Origin of the sequence: Neisseria sp. 27098_8_139 (assembly GCF_041433195.1) — a bacterium.
GTDB classification, from domain to species: domain Bacteria; phylum Pseudomonadota; class Gammaproteobacteria; order Burkholderiales; family Neisseriaceae; genus Neisseria; species Neisseria subflava.
Map to the genome: position 1 here is coordinate 466,916 of NZ_JAPWBA010000001.1, position 21,402 is coordinate 488,317.

Below are 21,402 nucleotides of genomic sequence, written 5' to 3' on the forward strand. Positions count from 1 at the left end.
CCCTTGCCAAGTGTCTAAATACCCCCAATGCCATATAATTGAATAAAGCAAAATATGGGGGTATGATTCGGGGCATCTGACAACACCCCCTAAAAACATACCCCCAATGCCCCTGAACGACCGCCAAATCAAAGCCGCCAAGCCGTCCGATACTGGAAAGAAAACCAAGTTATTTGACGGGGGCGGCTTATATCTTGAAGTTACACCAGCGGGCGGGAAAGTATTCCGTCTGAAATACCGTATAGATGGCAAAGAGAAAACTCTTACCATCGGAAAATATCCGACCGTTTCACTGGTAGAAGCCCGCCAAGCCGCTGAAAACGCCCGCCGCATGATTGCACAAGAGCAAGACCCATCAGCAATGAAGCAACAGGCCAAACAGGAGCGCAAAACGGCCTTACTGAATACCTTTGCCAACGTTACTAAGGCATGGCATGAGAAAACTACCAAGCGCAAAAGCTGGAAGCCTAATCATGCCGCCCGTGTTTTGCGGTACTTTGAAACAGATGTTTTCCCTATTATTGGGGAAACGCCTATAAACAAAATCGGGAAAAAAGAGATAAAGGCCGTATTGGATAAAGTAACAGAGCGGGGCGTGTCGGAAACCGCTGAAAAAATCAGGCAATGGATAGGTGCGGTGTTTACCTATGCCGGTTATGAAGAATTGACCGACCGAAACCCTGCCGCGTTACTGAAAGGCTATATAGAGCCAACAGAAAGCAAAAGAATGCCCGCCCTGCCCCGTGAAGAGCTGACCGAGTTTTACCGCCGCTTGATACTGGCAGATTGTGAGCAACAAAACAGAATTTGCGTAATGTTGATCATGCTTTGCTTTGCCCGAAACAAAGAGATACGCGGCGGCCAATGGCAGGAAATCGACTTTAAGCGCAAAACATGGACGATTCCCGCTGATCGTATGAAACGGCCACGAGAGCACACAATCCCCTTGTCTGATTGGGCGATTGAGCTATTAAACGAACTACACGCCATAACCGGCGAAACACCCTTTCTATTTCCAAGCCCTAAATCCAAAACTGGTTACATCAGCGAAAATACAGCGGGAAAAATCATCAACGGCATGGGTTATTACGGGATAGCTACCCCGCATGGTTTCCGCTCGCTTGCAAGCAGCGTTTTGAATGAACAAGGTTTCAACCCTGACGCGATAGAACGACAACTTGCCCACGTTGAGAACAACAAAATCCGCGCCGCCTATAACCGCGCCGATTATCTGAATGAGCGCGCAGAGTTTATGCAATGGTATAGCGACTATTTACGGGAGCGATACAACCAGGCATTACAGATGATTCAAGAGAGCAAGACGGATTAAAAAATCCCTATGTGCGAGAGTAAATATACTGGTTACACTGGTTACCACAAAATTTAACAAATATAACTATATGAATATAAATATAAATACAAAGAAAAAGCGGTAACCAGTTAACGTAAATTTACTGGTTACCAACTGGTTACCACTGGTTACCATTTTATACAGAAAGAAGTTAACCCTATGAAATACAGTGTATTAGATGTTTTGCTTTCGTTTGACCGCCTGGCCGTAGGAAACATAGAGCTTGAGACCGGCACGAAGCAACGCGAAACGGCAGCCGGTAGATTTGAGCATAACGGCGTGAAACTTATAAACCCTTTTGAGCTTGCAAAGGATATTTAACATGGCTTGGAGAATGTATTACTCACTTGAAGCGGCAGCAGAGAAGCTAAGTAAAGATTTTAACGACCCATATACAGCAGATGACTTGATACATTATGCAGCCATTGGTTTGACTGAGGTATATATAAATTGCATTGGACAGGAATATTATTTTACGAGGAGACCATATTATGATTGGTTATATGATAAAGATGAAAAAGGTGAGTATGCTGAAATTCCTGAAATGCTGCTATACAAGGGCGACTTTATCCGTTTAGAAGAAATTAATGCTAGATACTTAGAGGGGAAAAAAGAGTTTTTAACAGTAAATATTGTTGATAAATTAGCATTTATAGGCACTGATGAGGTATTGGAGAAAACTATTGCTACTCCATCCGCTGAACAGACTGAATCTAAACGTTGGGGGTTTTGTTATATTCCATATAATTTATTGGATGGATTAGCACTATCAGAAGATATGCGTATAAAGCGGGAAGATTTAGATATACCCGATAATGCCATTAAGGTGGGTAAAAATGATTTGTGTATCTTTCAGGATGACTTAATAGAACTAAAAGAAGCATTGAGCGAGAGAATGAAAATAAAAAAACCTATCAGTAAGCGCACTGAAAATAAGCAAGCTGAAATTATTGCGGCACTTTCTGCCATCTATACAAAAACTGATTGTAGTAAACCATATGAAGCCGCAGAGACTATTATCCAAGAATGGGAAAGACAGGCTGATAAACTAGGCAAGACCCCTACTAGGGATACGTTAGCAAAATACATCAAGCAAGGTATTGACCGTCTTTCACAGTAGCCTAATTAGGTTCTAAAAAATCATATTTAGGAAAAGCCGCCCACAGAGGCGGCTATTATTTTGTCTGTCATATAACACCGACCAAGAAAGGCAAGCAATGAATAATACTGTATTAAGAGTAAACGATACCGCCCGCGTTATGGGCGTTTCACGGGCGACTATCTGGAATTGGGTAAACCCTAAGAGCCGTCATTACCGCCCTGATTTTCCTAAGCCCCTCAAACTTTCTGAAAATATTACCGGCTGGCTTTCCAGTGAGATTGAAGAGTATCTCAACAAACTGGCCGCCAAGCGCGAAGAATAGGAGTTTTCTGAGCAATACGCGCGCGCGAAGAATCAGCGGGAATCTATCCCTTTAGACAAAATAAAACCGCCTGAATAGAGGGCTATTCAGACGGCACGGAGTAAAAAATCTGATGAAAACTGATTATATCAACAGCAAGCCCAAAACGCCAAGCCAAAGAGAGCGCATTTTAGCCCGATTGAGAAAAGGGAGCGTTACATCATGGGAACTGGCACAGATGGGCATACTTAGCTATAACACGCGCATTATGGAGCTTCGCAGAGCGGGGCATGAAATCATAACCGTGATGGAAGAAGTGCAAAATCAATTCGGGGAGACCGTGAAATGCGGGCGGTTTTCTTTGCTGGTGTCGAAAAGGAGTAAGTCATAACGCCGTCTAACCCCGTAAGAAATTAATTGACAGATTGAGCTTTGGGAAGCAGAATTAAGTTTCTCTCTCAAATCGTATAGCCCAAATCAGCAGGGTAAACGCTGATTTTTTATCGCCATTTTCTCTTATGGCGTTTGAAGCCTATTCACAGGCTTTGGACGGCGTATCAAAGTTTATGGCGGTGTGTGGTAACGGCAACGCCCACGCCTGACTATACGCAGGAGAGAGCACCGCCCCCTATTTGGGCATTTCTCAAATCTCGAACGTATAGGAGCATTTCAAATGCAATCTTCCATTTCTACCCAAATCCAAAACATTCAAAACCAAGCCCAAACGGTAACCATTCCTCACAAGCTGGCAAACGACGCAGCAGACGCTTGCTTTTACGCAGGCCGCGCCGCCGAAAACCTTGCCGCCATCCTAGACGCAGCCGAAATCCTGACCGATATGGCTATCGACCAACAAACCTTCTCTTTAACCGTCCGAAAACTCATCAAAGCCGCCAAGAACGAGGTAGAGACGCTGGCAGAGCTTCACCCTTTCAGCCTGTTTGAAACGTCAGCGAATTTGAATGACGAAATCTTCAGCCAAATCCACAGCCAAACACGCGGCGCGAAATAAACCCCAAACCCCGTAAAACCTAACCCGCCATGCCGCCTATTTCAGACGGCATAGGGCAAACTTCGCCCTAGTGTTTTTATAACCTATTGATTTTATTAGATTCATGTTTTGAAACACTGGGAGCAGAGCAAAGGATAAAACCATGAAACAGACCATTAAATCCGACCGTTTCCGCCGGTATTTAAACCGCGCTTTGCTGGTGTTTTGGGTGTTGCTTTTGGCTTTGGTAGTCCGAGCCTGTAACCAGCCCGCCCACGCCGACACGGAGCAACTAGAGCCGGAAACGCCCGCAATATGGGAAACCGACCCAACAGCAGGAATTGTTTTAGAACCAGTATCAGAGGAGGCGGAGCAATGAAACCAACATATCAAGACATTAAAGCAGCCGCGCAATACCACTGGCCGGAAATCCACGCCGCTATCGGCATAGACCCGCGATACCTGAAAAACAAACACCAGCCCTGCCCCGCGTGTGGAGGGAAAGACCGTTTCAGATATGACGACAAGGACGGAAACGGCACATTCATTTGCAGCCATTACAACAACGGCGCGGGCGATGGTTTCGGCTTGGTAATGCACTATTTGCAATGCGACTTTCAGACGGCCTTAAAGCAGGTTTCAGGCGTTTTAGGCATGGACAATGCAAACCCCTTGCCGATACCGCCAAAACGCCCACAAGCGCAGCCACGCCCCGAAAAAGACCAAATCGAGAAACTGGCCGCATTATGGAGAAGCACAGAACCTATCCGCCCCGATTCCCCTGTTATCCAGTATCTGAAATCACGCGGTTTGGAGATGGCGCATTTACCCGAAAACGTCCGTTTTCTACCTGAAAAAGACTATTGGACAACAGGCGAGGATAAGCCGCTTCTGCTTGGTAGTTTCCCGTGTATGGTTTGCGCTATCCGCGACATGGATGAGGAGCTACAAGGCTTGCACCTTACCTATCTTCAGACGGCCTATGACAAGCCATGCGGAGAGGACGGACTACACGCACCACGCTATCAGAAACTGGCAATCAAACACCCTGAAACGGGCGAAACCTTACCGGCCAAGAAAATGCGAAACCGTAAGCAAGGCAGCATTTCAGGGCAAACCGTCCACTTGTTCCCGATTCCTGAAAATGGCCGTCTTGTCATTGTAGAGGGAATAGAAACCGCCCTTGCCGCCCGTGAATTGTACAAGGCTTACGATTGGGGCTTATACGCGGCCTTGAGCGCAAACAGCATGGCAAATTTTCAGTTTCTGAACGGTATAAAAGAAATTGCGATTATTGCCGATAACGACACGCCCCGCCCCGTTGGTTACAGAGCCGCTTATGACTTGGCAATGCGAGCCATTAAGCAGGGGATCAAGACGAGCATATGGCAGAGCGAAACGCCAGGCTATGACGCACTGGACGAACTGAACGAGAAAAAGCAATCAGACAATCATTTCGGAGGACAGACAGCATGAAAAATACCGAAACAGCGAAGCAGGAAAACACCAAAGACTACAACCTTGAGAATATCGAGCCATTCCGCCCGCGCCCTCACTTTGAAATCGACAATCGGGGCGTATGGTGGATAAACGTTAGAACCGACAAAGACGGAGATGCTATCGAAGCAGAGCCGCAATTCCTTTCCGACCCTATCGACATTATCGGCACGGGGCAAGACAATGACGGCGCGTATTATCGGATCATCAAATTTAAAGACAAAATCACACGCCAACAAAAGACCGCCGCCCTACCACAAGCAGAAATTACAGAGGGGAAATGCTGGGGGCGTTTGGGGTTTTACGGCTTATCCATTGGGAGCGAGCCGACAAAAAGGCGAAGACTGGCAGACTATTTGCAGAAAGAGGGAAGCCAAACAGCCTTTACCATTACCGACCGCGCCGGCTGGAACGGGGAAGCCTACATACTGGCAGGCGGGGAAGCCGTTAACGCAGACGGCGCAAACATTCTATACAACGGAGACACCAGCCAAAAAGACGGTTACACAGAAAAAGGCAGCCTCAAGGAATGGCAGGAGCAGGCCGCGCGATACGCAGAGAACAATAGCCGCCTATGCCTTGCTTTAGGTTTAAGCATGGCCGCGCCATTCTTGGCACTTTTGAACGAAGAGGGAGGCGGTTTCCATTTAGCGGGCGATTCCTCAAAAGGCAAAACAACCGCCGCCCGGCTTGCCTTGAGCGTATGGGGAGACCCTGAAACCACTAAAGGAAATTGAGATACCACCCCGCTTGGCTTGCAAAATTTAGCTTTAGCCCGCAATGATGGCTTGCTGGTGTTAGATGAAATCGGGCAATCAGCCGACCCGCGAAAAATCCCGCAAATGGTTTACAGCGTTATCAACGGCGTGTCAAAAACACAGGGCGCAAAAGATGGCGGCAACCGCCGGCAGAAAACATGGCGCAATCTGATACTTTCAACCGGCGAGATAAACCCAGAGAGCCTGATAGGAGACCGCGCCCAATGGAAAGCGGGTAATCATGTTAGGTTACCTGACATACAAGCAGAGGCAAGATACGGCATTTACGACACATTGCACGGCTTCACAGATGGCGCGAAACTGTCGGAGCATATCAACCAAGCCACAGCCAAGCAGCGAGGAACAGCAGGCCGCGCCCTTATCCGCCAAATCCTCAAAGACGGAAAAGAAGCCGCCGCCCAAGCCGTAGAAGCCCGCCGCGACCAATTCCTTGAAACCTTGCCGCCAATGGAAGGACAGGCGCGAAGAATTGCCCGCCGCTTTGCCCTCTTGGCCGCTGTCTTGGAATATGCCGCGCCTATTACCGGCATGAGACAAGGAGCAGGCGAGGCAGGAGTGAAGCAGTGTTTCAATGAATGGCTGGAAGAAAACGGCACAGGAAACCGCGAAGACCGCCGAATCATTGAGCAAGTAATCGCTTTCATGGACGTTAACGCCCTATCAATGCGCTTTTCAGACTGGAACGCCCAAACCACAAACCAAAATCACGCAGGTTATCGGAAACAAGAGGGGAGCATAGATGAATATTGGATAATCCCCGTAACCTTTGAAAATGAAGTCTGCAAAGGATATAGCCAGCGCAAAGTATGTGAAGTCCTACATGATCACGAATGGTTAAAAAAAGCCGATAACGGCAGATGGCAACACCAGCGCAAACGCAACGGCGTTGCAAGCCGATTTTATGTTTTGATGGGAGAAGCCCCGCCCGACTTTGACGAATAACCAAGAGCAAGCCCGCTATTACCGACAATGGCGGGCTTTTTTACGTCTAAACATTCAGGCAGACCAACCAAGAAAGCATAAAATCGACAGGAAGCCCCCAAATATCAAAATTTAGAGCTATTCACACCCTGCCCTATACCTGACCCTACCCAATCAACAAAACACGCTTACAGCGCGATTTTAGCCTATTTCTGTCATATCTACCAAAAAGGCAAGCGAAGAACAAATAATTTCGACACCAATACGCGCGCGCGTAATAATGCAGTCTCTTGAATTTTGCGAGTCCATAAAAAGAAAGCAAAAAATGGCGGGTAACCACTTAACCGGCACTGGTAACCAATGACAATGGCATAACTGGTTACCGAATTATCGTTGATTTATAAAGGTTTTTAGGGGCTGGTAACCAGGTAACCAGAGTAACCAGTGCATTTTGTATATATATAGCGGTTTAAATTTGAGCGGGAAGCCACCGGCCTACTCACTCAAATAACAACACGCCCCAAAAAAAGTTATAATGGACGGCACTAGACTGCTAAATAATTTTTTGGCCTTTGCAAGATGGGGGGTTATTTGGGGGTATATTTGGATTGCTTTATTATTTTTATAATATAAAACAATGAATTACCTCTTAAGTGCGTGTCTCTCCGTCACTCAAAATGAGCAGCTTTCGGGCTGCTTTTTTTACATCTATTCCACTATACACCCATTCGAAATCGAAACTGCTTTTACAGCTGTTTCCATTGTATCTTTCAGACGGCCTATCATTTATGTTGAATCCATCGCAAAAACTTGTCGAATTGGTCCGTATCCTTGAAGAACGTGCCTATATTTTTCCGGGAGATCCTGTGCAGGCGACGGAAGCGTTGCAGCATATTGATGGCGGCAACGAGGAAAAACTGATACGCCGCGCCCAAATCATTGACCGCGACCAGCATTTAAAATATGTGTTGCAACAGGTGGAGACAGGCTCGTTTTGGCTTTGGATTGTTGCGGCGACATTGTTGTTTACGGTCGGTTTTTCCAGCACTTATCTTTTGATGGACAATCAGGGGCTGAACTTTTTTCTGGTCTTGGCCGGGATTTTGGGCATGAATACAATCATGCTGCTGGTGTGGCTGGCGACTTTATTCCTGCGTTTGAAAAATGTGCACTTTATCAGCAGTCCGGCAACTTGGTTCCGAGGCAAAGATCCTGTCAATCAGGCAATTTTGCGGCTTTATGTGGATGAATGGCGCAAACCGCAAACGCGTTGGCTGATTGGTGCAACTTCGCACGGTCTATGGCTATGCACGCTGTCGGGAATGTTGGTTTCTATTTTGCTGCTGCTTTTGGTACGTCAATATACATTCAACTGGGAAAGCACGCTTTTAAGTAATACGGCATTGGTGAAAACGGTTGAGGCTTTGTCATGGCTGCCGGAACGTTTGGGCTTTCCTGTTCCCGACAGTCAGGCCGTAATTGCAGGCCGTCTGAACAATCATATCGAAGATGCACGTGCTTGGGCAGGTTTACTCATCGGCAGCATTATCTGTTATGGCATTCTGCCGCGCTTGCTTGCTTGGCTGGCTTGCAAGATTACTTTAAAAACCCTTCGCGAACGTTTGGATTTGAATCAGCCGTACTATCAAAACATCCTCCGCACATGGCAAACGAAAATTGTCGATGCCGATGATTTTCAGGAAAACATCATCCCTGTTTCATCTAAAATTACGCTGAATAATGCGCCCAAATGGGCAGTTACACTGGAAACGGAATGGCCTGAGCCGCTTTGGTTTTCCGGCGTTTTGGCACAAGAATGGATAGATAAAGGCGTGGCCGCCGGCAGAAAAGATTTGGAACAATTAGAAGCCGAATTGAAACAAACTCCGGCGCAACTTCTCATCGGCGTACGCACGCAAACTGTTCCCGACCGCGGCATTTTGCGTCAAATCAGCCGTTTAGCCGAAGCGACGGACGGCGGCGTTATCATTCAACTTTTGAATCAAGACAGTTTCTTTGAAGATTTGGATACCAAACTGGATTATTGGCGCGATGCGCTGGCAGAAAGAAACATTGCCTGGTTGGAGCCGACCCGTTTGGCACAAGAAAAACGGCAAAACTCTATTTGACAGATAAACCGAAGGCCGTCTGAAACCTGATGTTTGGGTTTCAGACGGCCTTATTTATTGTTGAGGATTCATCTTAATGATGGTCGTGGCGATGCTCTTGATGATGTTTGGGCTTGGTTGCGTGGTGTTTGGCTTTAGGTGCAGGTTTTTTCATTTTTTGCGGTTTGGCTTTTTTGTGCATACGTTCTTGTTTCGGATGCATTTCGTATTTACCGTGTGCAGAAGCGACTGAAGCCAATACCAAACCGGCAGCAGCAACCATCAAAGAGGTCATTTGAATCAGTTTTTTCATATTTATCTTCTTTCAAGGGGTTGATTTGAGGTAAAAATAAGAATTTATTCGTACTCAAGCGATGGACAAATATTAATGGCTTTGACTGTCAGCTGCTGTCAGCACTTGGCGAAATCTATTCAAAATTCGGCAATAGAAGTATGGCAACACGATAATGTAGCAAGCTTTTGAAAGTTTACCGTCAATTTCAATAAAGCGTCTTTACACATTTCCCAAACGACAAAAAGCGCGAACCTTTCGATTCGCGCTTTTTTCAGACGGCATCAATTATTTTTTGTCGTCTTTTACTTCTTCAAAGTCGGCATCTACGATGTCGTCGTCTTTCTTAGCAGAAGACTCGGCTTGTGCGCCCTCGCCTGCTTGCGCTTCGGCTTGCGCTTGAGCGTAAACCATTTCGCCCAATTTTTGGCTGGCTGCACCCAAAGCTTCGGCTTTGGCATCGATAGCGGCTTTGTCGTCGCCTTTAACTGCTTCTTCAGCTTCTTTCAACGCAGCTTCGATTTTTTCTTTCTCAGCAGCGTCGAGTTTGTCGCCGTAGTCGGCCAGAGATTTTTTCACAGAGTGAATCAGGGCTTCAGCTTGGTTGCGGGAAGCGACCAATTCAGTCAGTTTTTTATCTTCTTCAGCGTTGGCTTCGGCATCTTTCACCATGCGTTCGATTTCTTCTTCGCTCAAACCTGAAGAACCTTGGATGGTGATGTTGGCCGCTTTGCCGGTGCCTTTGTCTTTGGCAGAAACGTGCAAGATACCGTTGGCGTCGATGTCGAAAGTAACTTCAATTTGCGGCATACCGCGTGGTGCAGGTGCGATGTCGGTCAAGTTGAACTGACCCAAAGATTTGTTGGCAGAAGCGCGTTCGCGTTCGCCTTGCAGTACATGGATGGTTACTGCGCTTTGGTTGTCTTCGGCAGTAGAGAACACTTGAGACGCTTTAGTCGGAATAGTAGTGTTCTTTTGAATCAGCTTGGTCATCACGCCGCCCATGGTTTCGATACCCAAAGACAGAGGAGTTACGTCCAGCAGCAATACGTCGCTACGGCCGCCGCTCAATACTTCGCCTTGAATCGCTGCACCTACGGCAACAGCTTCGTCAGGGTTCACGTCTTTACGAGGCTCTTTACCGAAGAAGGCTTTAACGGCTTCTTGTACTTTCGGCATACGGCTTTGACCACCGACCAAAATTACGTCGTCGATGTCGCTGGTGCTCAAGCCGGCATCTTTCAATGCGACTTTACAAGGCTCGATAGAACGTTGGATCAAATCTTCAACCAGGCTTTCAAATTTGGCACGGGTAATTTTCATGGCCAAGTGTTTAGGACCTGTTGCGTCCATAGTGATGTATGGCAGGTTGATTTCAGTTTGCTGGCCGCTAGACAATTCGATTTTGGCTTTTTCAGCAGCTTCTTTCAGACGTTGCAGAGCCATTACGTCTTGTTTCAAATCAATGCCTTGTTCTTTTTTGAACTCATCAATGATGTAGTCGATCAAGCGTTGGTCGAAGTCTTCACCGCCCAAGAAAGTATCGCCGTTAGTAGCCAATACTTCAAATTGTTTGTCACCGTCGAGGTTGGCGATTTCGATGATGGAGATATCGAAAGTACCGCCGCCCAAGTCATATACGGCTACTTTGCGGTCTTTGTTGTCGCCTTTGTCCATACCGAACGCCAAAGCGGCTGCGGTTGGTTCGTTGATGATACGTTTTACTTCCAAACCTGCGATGCGGCCTGCGTCTTTAGTCGCTTGACGTTGGCTGTCGTTGAAGTAGGCTGGAACGGTAATCACGGCTTCGGTGACTTTCTCACCCAAGTAAGCTTCGGCGGCTTCTTTCATTTTACGCAGGACTTCTGCGGAAACTTGCGGCGGAGACAGTTCTTTGCCTTGCGCTTTCACCCATGCGTCGCCGTTGTTGGCTTTGATGATTTCGAAAGGCATGGATTCGATGTCGCGTTGAACTTCTTTGTCTTCAAATTTATGACCGATCAAACGTTTTACAGCGTAGATGGTGTTTTTAGCGTTGGTTACCGCTTGGCGTTTGGCGGGTGCGCCAACGAGGACTTCGCCGCCGTCCAGATAAGCGATAACGGAAGGAGTGGTGCGTGCACCTTCTGCATTTTCGATCACTTTGGTTTGACCGTTTTCAGAAATGGCCAAACAAGAGTTGGTTGTACCTAAGTCAATACCGATTACTTTTGCCATATTATGTTGCTCCTAATAAACTTTTCTAAATTAATAATCCTGTGGAACATTTCGTTCCGATGGCTTGTAAATAAGGTTGCTTCATTTTTTTTCAAGGCTTAATTTGAATTTTTTTTCAAATTAAATTCAATCACTTGATTTATTTATCCACAAACCGTTTATTCTTTTTCCAGACGGCCGGTTTTAATTTTCCGATTCCAGTTTATCGGAATGATTTTCCAATAGCGGAACATCGGGCTTTGAAACCGGATAAGGCCGTCTGAAGATTTTATGCTTGATAAACTTTATCAAGCGGTGCCTTCAATCTTCTTTTTTCGCCACGACAACCATCGCAGGGCGCAAAACGCGGTCGGATAATGTGTAGCCTTTTTTCATCACGCTGACGATGGTGTTCGGCTCTTGCTCGCTGACCACTGTCTGCATGGCTTGGTGGTAATGCGGATCAAGTTTCTCGCCTGCCTGAGGATTGACTTCTTTAATATGGGTGGCATCAAACGCTTTTTGCAACTCGTTCAAAGTCATTTGTACGCCCATTTTCAGGGCATCGAAATTACCGCTTTGGTCGAGCAGCGCCATTTCAAGATAGTCTTTGACAGGCAGCATTTCGGCGGCAAATTTTTGTCCGGCGAATTTATGTGTATCGGCGATTTCTTGCTGATGGCGGCGACGCAGGTTTTGCTCATTTGCCAAACCGCGCAGCTCGCTGTCTTTGAGCTGGCCTTCCAACTCGGCAATACGCGCCTGAAGTTCTTCGTAAGTCGGTTCTGCTTGTTCGGTTTCAACTGCTTCAGCAGTTTCTACGGTTGCCGCTTCTTCGGCTTCGTTTTGGTGTTGTTCGTTACGATCCGTCATTTCTGACATCCTTTTAGAGTGTTAGCATTCAATAACCCATATATAAGGCCATCTGAAAAAACTTCAAGCATTTGAACGTCGATTATCAAATGCCTTGTTAAAAGACGTTGGAAAACGGTAAGATAGCCATCTGATTTTATTCTTCAGACGGCCTCGAATATGAAAAAAGACCATTTGAATTCAACTGATTTTAATCTGTGGCACACCATCCGCGAAGAAACCGAAGCCGCAGCCGCAGCCGAACCGATGCTGGCGAGCTTCCTACATCAAACCGTGTTGCGCCACGATTCGCTCGATTCGGTACTTGCCTACCATCTTTCCAGCAAGCTCGGCAGTCCGATTATGGATGTACGCGCGCTGTTTGAAATTTACCAGCAGGCTTTGAGCGTGGACACCCGCATTAGCAAATGCGTCGAGGCCGACTTGAAAGCCATTTATGAGCGCGACCCGGCTTGTGATGAATATTCGCTGCCGCTGTTGTATTTCAAAGGTTTCCACGCCGTACAGGCACACCGCATCAACCACTGGCTCTATCAAAACGGCCGTAAAACGCTGGCGTATTTTCTGCAAAACCGCATGTCGGAAGTCTTCGGTGTCGATATCCACCCGGCCGCCCGTTTCGGTCACGGCCTGATGCTCGACCATGCCACCGGTTTTGTGGCCGGCGAAACTGCCGTCTTGGGCAACAATATTTCCATCCTCCACGGCGTAACGTTGGGCGGTTCGGGCAAAGAAAGCGGCGACCGCCACCCGAAAATAGGCGATGGCGTGATGATTGGTGCGAATGCTTCGATTTTGGGCAACATCCGCATCGGCGAAAATGCCAAAATCGGCGCAGGCAGCGTGGTGGTTGCCGACGTACCGTCTTCGATTACCGTTGTCGGCGTACCGGCCAAACCGGTTGGCCGCTCGTCCAAAACCCCGTCTGCCGATATGGATCAAAACATTCAATTATCGACTACGGATTTTGTGATTTAAGCAATCTGCCATTTAAAAGGCCGTCTGAAAACAAATCTTTCAGACGGCCTTTTATCATTTAAATCTTGGTGTTAACCGCGTTTGCGCAAGGCTTCCAAGTGCGTTTTAACCTGCTTGACTTTCTCTTCGGTAAACAGGTTGGCAATGTTTTTCCAAATGCTGTGATAACCGTAAGGCCCGTGCTGCATTTCGGCTTTTGCCTCTTCCGCTGTCCAGCCTTGATAAATGATGCGGTACATTCCGGCAATCAAACCGGTACGGTCTGCGCCGTGATAACAATGGATAAGCACTGCGCCGTTTTGCTGTTGTTTTTCAATTAAGTATAGGATTTCCGCAATCTCTTTCGGCTTAATGCTCCATGACAGCAACGGACGGTTTAGCAAGGTCAAACCATACGCTTTCAAATGGTCGTCATCGTTGCGGTCGAAAAAGCGCAAGTTGATCACGCTTTGAATGCCCAGTTTGACGATGGCTTCGCTATCTTCGGCAACAGGCTGCTCGCTGCGGTAAAGCTTGTCGTCGATACGATAAAGGTTGGCATCGTGTTTGACGGGGGTTGCCCAACGCTCGGACTGAACGGCTTTGCTGCCGTTATCCGGCGGCACGGACGAGCAAGCGATGGGCAAGCCGGAAGCGAGAAGACACAACAAAAGACGGCGCATAAAATTCCTGTATGAAAATCAATTGGAAATCAAAATATCATGCGATTCTCTCAAAACCCGTTCGGATATTCTATCCGCGCAAACCGCGTTACAATAAAGCCTCTTTTTTCAGACGGCCTTTCATCATGACCTACCTTGCTTGGAACACCACACCTTCCCTTGCCGACCTTTGCCACGCAATCGAACAACATACCGCACCGCTTTATTTGATTGTCTGCCTGCCTGAAAACCATATTCCCGATTTTCCGCTGTCAAATCATCCCTCCGAGCTTGAAGGCCGTCTGAACAACCGTCTCGCTCAAGCCATGAAATGTCTTCAGTTCAACAGTGTTAATGTTTTAGAAAACATCTTGCCTGATGTGCATCTCTGGCTGGTTCCGCCACACCGCACCGACCGCTTACACGAACATTTCCATCATATCCAATGGCAAACCGAAGCCATATCCCAATCCGCCCCTATTCCTCTAAAACCTTGGTTCAGGCGGCCTGAACATCAAGCCGCGCCCGAACACGTCCTGATTATCGGCGCAGGCATTGCCGGCGCGGCGACCGCGCGCAAACTGGCTGAACACGGCGTACGCGTTACGGTTTTGGAGACCGGTAAAGCGGCGCAGGCAGGCAGCGGCAACCGCCAAGGCTTGCTCTACGCCAAAATCTCGCCACACGATACCGAACAAACCGAGCTACTGCTGACAGGCTACGGCTACACGCGCCGATTATTGGAAGACTTGCTGCCCGACTCCGACGTATGGGGCGGCGACGGCGTATTGCATTTGAATTTTGACGACAGCGAACGCAAACGCAATCAGGCCTTGGGTTTGCAACACCAGCATAAGCACCTCTACCGCAGCGTATCTGCCGAAGAGGCTGCACACATCGCAGGCATAGACGTATTTTCAGACGGCCTTTACTGGCCGCAAGGCGTATGGCTGAATCCGTCTGCCGTCGTGCATACCCTATTGAATCATCCGCTGATTGAGTTGCACGAACACTCGCCGCTGACCGCAGTATTGCATGACGGTACACAATGGACGGCACACACGCCGAACGTGCATTTCAATGCCAGCCATATCGTTTACTGTATGGGCGCACACAGCCCGACTGCCGCCGACACCAACGTCTCCGCCCTGCCTTTCCGCCAAATCCGCGGACAAACCGGCGTCGTACCTGCCAGCCCGTTTTCACAAAAACTGCGTTGCGCCATTTCCGGAGAAAGCTACATCAGTCCGAGCTGGCAAGGCCGCCACTGCTACGGCGCGACATTTATCCTCAACAGCAACGATGAAACTTGGTATCCGCACGAAGAAACTGAAAACCGCGTCGCCCTGCACCAGCTCAATCCGCCATTGGCACAATCCCTGTTTGAGCAAAATTCGTTTTCAGACGGCCTTCAAACCACACAAGGCCATGCCGCCCTACGTTGCGACAGCCTCGACCATTTGCCCGTTGTCGGCGCGCTCGGCGACATCACCGCCATGCAGTCCGCTTACGCCAAGCTGGCATTGGACAAAAACTACCGCCTCGACAATATCCCCTGCCCTTACCTGCCCAATGCCTACATCAATACGGCACACGGCACGCGCGGACTGGCGACAGCCCCCATCTGCGCCGCCACCATTGCAGCCGAAATACTCGGCTTGCCGCATCCGCTATCGCAAAGGCTGAGAACCGCGCTACACCCCAACCGCGCCATCATCCGCGCGATTGTTCGGCAGCAACCGTTGTTATCCGATTAAGGATTTCGCTGTAAATAAAAAAGGCCGTCTGAAAGTCATTAAAACTTTCAGACGGCCTTTAGCTATCCGTTAACTGCTTAGAATTTCCATTCCAAAGACACGGCATAGTTGCGACCTGGGCACGGTAGCGATCTAAGCCTTTGCCATCGCGGTCAACGCCGTTGGTGGTGCTGTAGCTTTACCAACCTTCCTTTCTGTTCTAATTACCTTAGAACTTGGCTTCAAGTGTAAAGTTGTAACTTCTTCCTGGTGAAGAGAAACGCTCTATACCTGCATGTGTCTTATTATCGACACGATTAACTGTACCAAATTCACGGATACTACGTAGAGATTCCCAAGTGTAATATTTTTTGTTACCGATGTTATAAGCACCGGCGCGCACAGTGAAGTATTTGCCCAAGTTGACGTAACCAGTCAGATCGAAAAGCGTATAGGCTTTGCTATGTTTGGCAAACGGCCATGGGTTGTTCAAATCATCACTGCTGTGAACGGTGTCAGACGGTTTTTTAGCTGCAGTGTGTGTCAGGTACGCATTGATACCCCAGCGTTTGGAAGGAGCGTCGTAGCCCAGATTGTAAACGGCAGACCACGGCGAAAGTGCGTTAATTGGGGTTTCCTGTTCGTTGGTCTGTTTGGCTTTGCCTTTGATGTAGCTGACATTGACACCTGCGTGCGTACCTTGCGGCAAACCGATGCTGTCGAGGTTCCATGTGCCGTTAAATTCCAAACCTTTCACCCATGCGGAGGAACGGTTTTGGTTTTGCCAAACGGGTGAGCTGACCAATGCGGTACCGTCGGAAATCGGCGCATAATTAGGGCTGTTGGGGTTGTCTGAGGACACGCCCATGTAGGTCAGCTCGATAAAGTTGCGGTAGCGGGTTTGGAAGCCGGAGAGTTTAAAGTTTCCGGCTTTGCCACTGCCGGCAAGTCCCAGCTCGAAGTTTTTGGCGGTTTCTGCCTTAAGGTTAGGGTTTGCTTTAAGGTAGAAGTCAGGATGCGGGAACAATAGCCAGGTTTCGTCCGAAGTCGGCGCGCGGAAGCCTGTACTGTATTTCGCCAGAAGATTCAAATGCGGAGTGAATTTCCAGTCTAATCCTAAGCCATAGCTGAAACCGCTGTGTTTACGCTCGCTGCCAAGATAGGGAATTTGACCGCGGATGGCAGGGGTATAGTTGGGGTTGTCCTTGGCTTTGCTGCTGCTGTTGTCGTAGCGAAGCCCGGCATTGAGGCGGTATTGGCTGCTGTCGCCGAATTGGAAGGTGTTGTTCCAGTAGGCAAAACGGTTTTTGGAGGAGCTTTCGACCAGCATAGTCAATTCTTGGTTGTTGGACGTTTGATATTTCGGGTCGTATAGGCGTACCCAATAGCTATGATCTCTATTGCCGTTGTCGTTTTGGGAACCACCCAATCCGTATTGCATTGCCCATACCGATTTGGAGAAGTCGATTTGTTTTTCGGCATCGGCACCATATTGTATGGTCTTTTGACGGATGTTGCGGAACATATGGTATACGTCGCTGTTGATACCGTTTTGGGCGTAATCGGTCGGCAAGTCCCAAGTCCAGGTACTCATGTCGATGGTTTGACGGTCGTAACGCAGGTTAAGGTTATCCCATGGTCCTTTGTCAAGTTGGTTTTTGTATTCGAAACCGATGCGTTTGCGGTAGGAAATATCTTGACGGGAACGGGTATCGCCCAGAGCCTCACCTTTCCAGTTTGCCGCCCACATATTGGATAATTCAGTCGTCGTGCGATCGGTGCGTGAATCCTCGTAAATCCAACCGATACGGTTTTTATCGTTGAAGTTGTAACCCAGTTTGAATAAGGTGCTTTTGTTTACCCAATCTTGTGGATCGGGTTTGCTGCGGGCTACGCCGCGGCTGCCGTAGTTGGTGCTGCCGGCATTCGGGTTCCAGCTTTGTTTGTTGTCGGTGATGACGGTATCGGCAGCGTCGCTGTTGTTTTTGGTTTCTTTACCGAAACGGCGGGTGTAGACCATCAATGCGTCCAGTCCCAACCAAGTGCCTGCGGCGGTTATGCTGCTGAATTTTTGGCTGTTGCGTCCGATATAGCCGCCTTTAATGCCTAAGTGGTAGGGTTTTTCTTCGGAAATATAGTCGCTTGCGGATTTGGTTTTATAGTTGACGGCACCGCCCAATGCACCACTGCCGGATTTGAGCGAGTCCGCACCTTTGGTGAGGGTTACTTCCGAGAAATTTTCGGGTTCGGAAGTGTTGCGGTTGGCATTGAAGTTGCCGTATGCGCCGAACAACTCTTGGAATGCTTCAGACGACCTGCTTTCTGCTTGTGCCAGTCCGTCCACGTTGATGGCAACGCGGTCTTTATCGACACCGCGTATGGTAAAACCGTTAGAACCGGAGCGTCCGCCTTCAACGACGCTGATGCCCGGATCGTAGCGCACCAAGTCGCTTTCATCGGAGACCATTTGTTTATCCAAAGCCTGACGGCGGATTTTTTCTTCACCAAGTTTTTGTACTTTGCGGCCGCCAATGACTTTGACTTCATTCAACTCCTGATAAGCTTGAGGAATAGGATCGGCAGCGAAGGCAGGGAAAGTTTGGCTGACAATAGCTGCCAGCAGTACAGGTTTAAAATGGAAGGACATTTTTTGCCTCTTAATATATATTGATTATCTATTATTGGAATGCTTGATGTGCGGTTACTTGCTGACAGGTGTCAAACTTGTATCTGTCGTATTGCGGTCTGATGAATTTTCTACGCCGCCAAATACAGTATCTAACGATTTGTCAGCATCGAAGGTTACTTTGCCGCCTATGCTGACTTCTGTTTTATAACCACTATTGAACTGACCGAAGAATTTCCCTTCGACTTTGCCGTTTTTACCATCGGATTCGGCAGTACCTGAGAAATCAACGCCATTGATGCCTACATCTTTCATCACAACGTCCGGACCGTAATCCGCATTACCTAAAATCGTGCCGCCGAGTTTGTTGGTGTTGAAATTGGCTGTCAGCAGTGAAAGTTTGGGCGTGTTTTTTTCAGACAACCCGGAGGATTTGCCTGGATCGTAGGTTGAGGTAACGATATTGCCGTTGCGGACGCGGACTGCCCAAACTTCGTATGTGGTCTTGCCTTTTGCCACAGTACTGTCTGACGGAGTGTAATAAGACGGTTTTGCCGTTCCGACAGGTTTGCCGCCGACAAACAGGTCTGCCGTACCGTCTGAACTTATCCATGCGCCAAATTTAAGGTGATCATGTTTGGTTGCAGGGGCATTGGTGAACTGTCCCGAACTACTGCAACAGACAAACAGTTTGCCACCTTCAGATAAAGGTTGTCCTTCATGGCGGGTACGAAGGGCATAAGATGGGCTGGAATATGATGGGACAATCGGATCAGAATATGAACTAATGTTGTAATAGTTACCAGAAGGGGTTTGATAGACATATTGTTTATCGGTATAGCTGTAGCCCCATGATGTTTTCACTTCGAGTTCCGCTTCACGCAGACTGCCGCCTTTACCGGAAAGGGTATTGATGGTCTGTATCGCACTGCTTTCATCACTCAACTTAACATTGGCGATAGGTTGCGCTGTCGGAATAGCAACGGGAACTTTGGGCTCAGATGCACCTCCACCTGCACATGCAGTCAAAATAAAGGTAGTTGCAATGGGTACTATAAATACATTAATTTTCATAACCAATCTCTCTAAATACAAGCTTCTCAAATACAATAATGATAAGTATTACTAATAATATGAAATATTGTGTAACAAATATTTTATTTTAGCAATACTAATATTTTCTCTATTCAGTAGTTAGGGTGAATCTTTATGCTATCCTCTCTCTGTTAAATATATTTACGTAATTTATAATCCTATAAAAATAAATAAGTTATATATATTTCGTAAATTTGCCGTTATAATGATAAATCTAAATACGAATCTGTATTTTTTATGCAAAAAATAAAATTACCTGAGATGCCTCAGGCAGTTTTATGATAAGAGCAAATCCCTTATTAGAAACGGTTTGCCCTGCAATATATACATATATTTCGGATGACTTTAAATGCTAAAAATAAAACAAAAAATTGTCTCAGCTTCTTTGTGCTACCTATTGCCGTCAGTAGTCTTTGCTGAATTTCCCGAAGAGGGTGTTCGGCAGAATATTTCTTCTCAGAATACTGCTGTACAAGTACAACAGAAACAATGGTTAGATATTTTATCTGAGGAAGAAAGGTCGTCTGAAAAGAATGAGAATATAGGCAGACCGACTCTGATTAACGATGATTTTTTAGCGTCAAACCCGCATATTCTTGAGGACGCGTTAGTTCAAGCACTTAACGGCAATAGCGCAGATCTGGTTTCCTCGCTTGTTGCCCTTTACCGCAAACAGCCCAACCACAATCCCAAACTGATTGCGCGTGCCGATGCTTTGCTGGCAAAGTTGAAAGGACGAAATTCCGAAGCGGTCGAACGTTATCGTACCCTTTATGAATCTGACGTTTCAGACGACCGCATATTATTGGATTTGGCAGCTGCAGAGTTTCAGGACCATCGTTTGGGTGAGGCAACGATGCATTTTCGTCATGCCGCGCAACGCGATATACCTGCCCCCGTTTTGGAAAATGTCAAACATTTTCAAGAAGCCATCAAACGGCAGACAGAATGGAAATGGTCTGGCGGAATCAGCCCCGTGCATAACGATAATGCCAACAACGCTGCTCCGCGTTATTGCATCGAAACAAGGGGGCAAACCGCATGCAGTGTTACCTTACCTGTCAGTGCCAACGGCTTGAATTACGAATTGAACACCGAAAAACTCACCCCATTGTATGGGCATCACGCCATCAAATTCCGTACCAACCTCAGCGGCACAAGCTATTTTTTCGACCGTCAATCGGCTTACGACGATGCGTTCGGCAGGGCTTATTTGGGATGGCAGCGCAAGGATGGCAAACAAACCATCAGCGTTTTACCGTTTTATCAGGCACAGTTGGCAGGCAGCAGCGAGTTTGACAGCAAAAAAGAAAATAACCGTCGCGCCGCGCCGTATATGCTGGCACACGGTGTTGGCGTACAGCTTTCGCATATGGTCAATCTCGGTAACGCAACACAACTTTATTACTCGCTGGAGCGCTACCGCCAAAACTATCGGGAAACTGATCGTGCACTGCGCAACGATGGTTGGCACGACAGTACTTATCTTTCCCTAGCGCGCCGTTTCGGCAGTACGACCCTGTTCGGCGGTTGGCAATACAACCGCTTTGTTCCTGAAAACAAAAACATACGTAATACCGTCAACAATGCGGCCTACCACCGCAACGGTTTCAATATAGGTTGGATACAGCAATGGCAGGTTTTAGGCGGGCTTAACAGCAGACTTACCGCTTCATTTGCCAACCGTCGCTATAAAGGCATTATGGCATTCGGTACGGAGTCGCAACGCAACCGGGAGCGCTCCCTCTCTATCAGCCTTAGTCACAACAAATTATCTTATAAAGGCATTACCCCTACTTTGAATTATAGTTATAGTCACACCCGTAGCAATGCACCATATGCAATGCGTAATATTCATCAATGGTCATTAGGTGGTGAATGGAATTTTTAAAGGAGAATCAAATCTGAGTAGGTA

The 21,402-nt window shown here is 47.6% G+C and carries 18 protein-coding genes and 1 pseudogene; 13 read left to right on the forward strand and 6 right to left on the reverse strand.

Annotated features, from left to right (window positions below):
• Positions 1–106: 106 nt before the first annotated feature.
• The 10 genes and pseudogenes from O3660_RS02485 to O3660_RS02530 all read left to right on the forward strand — a co-directional run bounded on the left by O3660_RS02485 (position 107) and on the right by O3660_RS02530 (position 9,071).
• On the forward strand, positions 107–1,330 hold the full coding sequence (locus tag O3660_RS02485) for a site-specific integrase (RefSeq protein ID WP_049329075.1): 1,224 nt from the start codon (positions 107–109) through the stop codon (positions 1,328–1,330).
• Positions 1,331–1,510: 180 nt separating this feature from the next.
• Positions 1,511–1,672: a hypothetical protein gene (locus O3660_RS02490; RefSeq protein WP_193699283.1), complete on the forward strand. Its 162-nt coding sequence runs from the start codon at positions 1,511–1,513 to the stop codon at positions 1,670–1,672.
• A gap of 1 nt (position 1,673) precedes the next feature.
• Positions 1,674–2,471, forward strand: a complete 798-nt coding sequence (locus O3660_RS02495) for a hypothetical protein (RefSeq protein WP_049329076.1) — start codon at positions 1,674–1,676, stop codon at positions 2,469–2,471.
• 97 nt (positions 2,472–2,568) lie between these two features.
• A complete protein-coding gene (locus tag O3660_RS02500; RefSeq protein ID WP_049329077.1) occupies positions 2,569–2,775 on the forward strand; it encodes an AlpA family transcriptional regulator in 207 nt (68 codons plus the stop codon).
• A 112-nt stretch (positions 2,776–2,887) separates the two neighbouring features.
• Complete coding sequence (locus tag O3660_RS02505; protein WP_049329078.1) at positions 2,888–3,145, forward strand: helix-turn-helix domain-containing protein; 258 nt, start codon at positions 2,888–2,890, stop codon at positions 3,143–3,145.
• Positions 3,146–3,427: 282 nt separating this feature from the next.
• On the forward strand, positions 3,428–3,766 hold the full coding sequence (locus O3660_RS02510) for a hypothetical protein (protein WP_049329079.1): 339 nt from the start codon (positions 3,428–3,430) through the stop codon (positions 3,764–3,766).
• A 142-nt stretch (positions 3,767–3,908) separates the two neighbouring features.
• Entirely contained in the window at positions 3,909–4,124 is a 216-nt protein-coding gene (locus O3660_RS02515) for a hypothetical protein (protein ID WP_049329080.1), read from the forward strand.
• Entirely contained in the window at positions 4,121–5,221 is a 1,101-nt protein-coding gene (locus tag O3660_RS02520) for a primase-helicase zinc-binding domain-containing protein (protein WP_371464500.1), read from the forward strand. Before O3660_RS02515 ends, O3660_RS02520 begins: the two co-directional genes overlap by 4 nt.
• Positions 5,218–6,963, forward strand: a pseudogene (locus O3660_RS02525) (DUF927 domain-containing protein). Before O3660_RS02520 ends, O3660_RS02525 begins: the two are co-directional and overlap by 4 nt.
• Before the next feature lie 767 nt (positions 6,964–7,730).
• Entirely contained in the window at positions 7,731–9,071 is a 1,341-nt protein-coding gene (locus O3660_RS02530) for a DUF2868 domain-containing protein (protein WP_049352741.1), read from the forward strand.
• Positions 9,072–9,144: 73 nt separating this feature from the next.
• On the opposite strand, the gene O3660_RS02535 is transcribed toward O3660_RS02530, so the two are convergent.
• From O3660_RS02535 to grpE, 3 genes are all read right to left on the reverse strand, one after another.
• Entirely contained in the window at positions 9,145–9,363 is a 219-nt protein-coding gene (locus O3660_RS02535) for a hypothetical protein (protein ID WP_003684970.1), read from the reverse strand.
• Between the two features lie 267 nt (positions 9,364–9,630).
• Positions 9,631–11,559 carry a molecular chaperone DnaK gene (gene dnaK / locus O3660_RS02540; protein WP_049352743.1) on the reverse strand — a complete coding sequence of 643 codons (1,929 nt, stop codon included), beginning with the start codon at positions 11,557–11,559 and terminating at the stop codon, positions 9,631–9,633.
• 300 nt (positions 11,560–11,859) lie between these two features.
• Positions 11,860–12,420: a nucleotide exchange factor GrpE gene (grpE, locus tag O3660_RS02545; RefSeq protein ID WP_371464501.1), complete on the reverse strand. Its 561-nt coding sequence runs from the start codon at positions 12,418–12,420 to the stop codon at positions 11,860–11,862.
• 150 nt (positions 12,421–12,570) lie between these two features.
• Between grpE and cysE the strand changes: the two genes are divergently transcribed.
• The gene (gene cysE, locus O3660_RS02550; RefSeq protein ID WP_049329088.1) at positions 12,571–13,389 is read left to right on the forward strand and encodes a serine O-acetyltransferase; all 819 of its coding nucleotides are present in this window, start codon (positions 12,571–12,573) and stop codon (positions 13,387–13,389) included.
• 71 nt (positions 13,390–13,460) lie between these two features.
• Here the strand turns inward: cysE and O3660_RS02555 are convergent, their stop codons facing one another.
• The gene (locus tag O3660_RS02555) at positions 13,461–14,051 is read right to left on the reverse strand and encodes a tyrosine-protein phosphatase (RefSeq protein ID WP_049352746.1); all 591 of its coding nucleotides are present in this window, start codon (positions 14,049–14,051) and stop codon (positions 13,461–13,463) included.
• A gap of 125 nt (positions 14,052–14,176) precedes the next feature.
• Between O3660_RS02555 and mnmC the strand changes: the two genes are divergently transcribed.
• Positions 14,177–15,787 carry an FAD-dependent 5-carboxymethylaminomethyl-2-thiouridine(34) oxidoreductase MnmC gene (mnmC, locus tag O3660_RS02560; protein WP_371464502.1) on the forward strand — a complete coding sequence of 537 codons (1,611 nt, stop codon included), beginning with the start codon at positions 14,177–14,179 and terminating at the stop codon, positions 15,785–15,787.
• A gap of 208 nt (positions 15,788–15,995) precedes the next feature.
• Here mnmC and O3660_RS02565 read toward each other — a convergent pair whose 3' ends face one another.
• The gene (locus O3660_RS02565) at positions 15,996–18,413 is read right to left on the reverse strand and encodes a TonB-dependent hemoglobin/transferrin/lactoferrin family receptor (protein ID WP_049352748.1); all 2,418 of its coding nucleotides are present in this window, start codon (positions 18,411–18,413) and stop codon (positions 15,996–15,998) included.
• Between the two features lie 54 nt (positions 18,414–18,467).
• The gene (locus tag O3660_RS02570) at positions 18,468–19,466 is read right to left on the reverse strand and encodes a Slam-dependent surface lipoprotein (protein ID WP_049352749.1); all 999 of its coding nucleotides are present in this window, start codon (positions 19,464–19,466) and stop codon (positions 18,468–18,470) included.
• A 370-nt stretch (positions 19,467–19,836) separates the two neighbouring features.
• Between O3660_RS02570 and O3660_RS02575 the strand changes: the two genes are divergently transcribed.
• Positions 19,837–21,378 carry a surface lipoprotein assembly modifier gene (locus O3660_RS02575; RefSeq protein ID WP_049352751.1) on the forward strand — a complete coding sequence of 514 codons (1,542 nt, stop codon included), beginning with the start codon at positions 19,837–19,839 and terminating at the stop codon, positions 21,376–21,378.
• The last annotated feature ends 24 nt before the right edge of the window (positions 21,379–21,402 follow it).